The organism is Paenibacillus sp. P4_A7, from assembly GCF_056402455.1.
This window is the reverse complement of the sequence record NZ_JBFUHJ010000633.1, coordinates 1-2,408: the sequence shown is the minus strand read 5'-3', so window position 1 is coordinate 2,408 and position 2,408 is coordinate 1. Positions and strand designations below refer to the sequence as shown.

The window sequence follows — 2,408 nt, the reverse complement described above, 5'->3', positions numbered from 1 at the left end:
CGTCTATTCCCTTAAGCAGGGCGATTTGCTCTTCCATGAGCCTAACGAATTCCATAACCTCGTAAGCAATGGGAAAGTCGCGCCAGATATATTTATTGTAACGTTCGTCTGCAACTCCGATGTCATGTCCTTCTTCACTCAAAATAAAATGTTTCGCCTTAGTGAATACGAACGCTCAATCCTTGCTCTTCTTATGAAGGAAGGACTGCATGTCTACGGTTCGAGATCGACATCAGAATCTGATGCAGGAACTGATTTAGGAACTTCTTCGGATTCTGATCGGGAGGTGATTTCAATTCGGCACTCCACTGAGTCTCATGACATTCCTCCTACTTTTGCTAGCGAGCAATTAGTCAAAATCTATATTGAATTGTTATTAATCCAGTTGATTCGTAACAAACATAGTAAAGAAGATCGCTCATCCGCTTCGTCAACGAGGAATAACCAAGCCAACCTTCTGTCTGAGAAGATCATCACTTATTTAGCTGCCAACTTGGATAAAAGACGGACGCTTCAGCAATTGTGCTCTGAATTCGGAATTGGACGGACTCAGATCAACATTCTATTCAAAGAAGCTACAGGTCTCGGCATTATTGAATATTTGAACCAAATGAAAATAGAGAAGGCCAAAGCCTATATTCGCGAGGAGATCTACAATTTTACTGAGATCGCGGAATTGCTCGGCTACAGCAGTGTCCATTACTTCTCTCGCCACTTCAAAATAGCCACTGGTATGACACCATCCGAATATTCCAAAACAATTAAAGCGCGACTTTTGATCAACCATAAGCTGATCAACAAAAAGTAACCATACACGGATTCAAGCGGCCTCAAACCAAACAAAAATGGCGGGCTTTGCGCAGCCGCGCAAACCCGCCAACGATCATCCGCGGAAAATCACGAATGAAGATATAAGCACCAAGAGTAACACTGAACAATAGCCGTCTCAAGGCTCCTTCTCTTTACAATACGCTTGTTTGGTACCTTATACCTTTTGAGTATCGAGCGGTTTCAATCTCGACTCGATCTGCGCTCTCTGTGGCTCAAGGAACGGAGGCAATGCGAGTGACTCGCCTAAGTGATCGATATGCTCATCCGTATCGAAGCCTGGCCCATCCGTTGCTAACTCGAAAAGTATGCCATTCGGCTCACGGAAATACAGTGAACGGAAGTAGTAGCGGTCAACAAACCCTGAGTTTGGAATTCTAACTCCGCGAATATGTTCAATCCATTCTTGAAGCTCCTCGTCATTATCGACACGGAACGCTACGTGGTGAACTCCACCGTGACCTTGCTGCTCGCGCTGAAGATCATTTCGCTCCTCGATATGAACTTCAGCACCACTTCCGCCTTCACCTGTTTCCAATACTACGATATCTGGCTGACCAGCTATTGTAGATGGGTATTGACCCTTTTGACGGAATCCCATTAGCTGTGTTAGCACAACAACGGTCGGCTCTGGATTTTTCACGGTCAATTGAACGGGACCAAGCCCGAGTATGCCATATTCAGTAGGCACTGTGCTTTTATCCCAAGGCTTACCGCCCTTAACCCCTTCGTTATGCTCATCCGAAACCAGTACTAAACGCTGACCCTCAAAATCTCTAAAAGCGATTGTTTTCCTGCCAGCACGCTCGATAATAGCATCATGATCGACACTAAATTGAGCAAATCTTTCTTTCCAATAGCGAAGTGCATCATCGTTTGCCACGCGAAGCGACAAAGAGGAAATACTGCTTGTTCCCTCGCGGTTTTTTCCGGTCATTGGGAATTCAAAGAATGTCAGCTCTGTTCCCGGATTACCCTTCTCATCCCCATAAAACAGGTGATAAACGGAAGTTTCATCTTGATTGACCGTTTTTTTGACCAGACGAAGACCTAATATTTGCGTGTAAAAGCTGAAATTACCTGATGCTGTGCCCGTAATCGCTGATACGTGATGAATACCTTTTAATTGCATATAAACAACCTCCTAAAAGTCTTTATACTAACTAGTAACTCGTTAATTACATGGGTGAACCTGAGACCAATTAGTAAGGCAAACCTCACTAGCGATGAACTTAACCTCACGGGGAGTGAGCTTTACCTCACTGTTTGGAATTAGTCGTCAGGAATTACTTATATTAATGAGATTTGCCTCACTAACTAGTGAATGCCTTCACTAATTTAAACTAATTGAGATTTAACTCACATAATAGTTAAATCCCCTTGGAAATTTAAACTTATTGAGATTTAACTCACCTCGTGACCAAATCCCATAGCGAATTTAAACTTTTTTAGGTTTGTCTCATCTATTAGTGAATGCACTTAGTTAGAAGCTAATGAGGAATGTCACATATACACACAAGATAGCGAGTTTCCCTCATCAATTTTGCAATTTATTAAGATTTACTTCGATTCACTTCACT

At 42.8% G+C, this 2,408-nt stretch carries 2 protein-coding genes; one reads left to right on the top strand and one right to left on the bottom strand.

The features are described 5' to 3' along the window. A partial coding sequence (locus tag AC1DWN_RS32205; protein ID WP_477562917.1) for a helix-turn-helix domain-containing protein occupies positions 1–808 on the top strand: 808 nt, incomplete at its 5' end. A 177-nt stretch (positions 809–985) separates the two neighbouring features. Here the strand turns inward: AC1DWN_RS32205 and AC1DWN_RS32200 are convergent. Next, complete coding sequence (locus tag AC1DWN_RS32200; protein ID WP_477562916.1) at positions 986–1,960, bottom strand: ring-cleaving dioxygenase; 975 nt, start codon at positions 1,958–1,960, stop codon at positions 986–988. Positions 1,961–2,408: the final 448 nt, after the last annotated feature.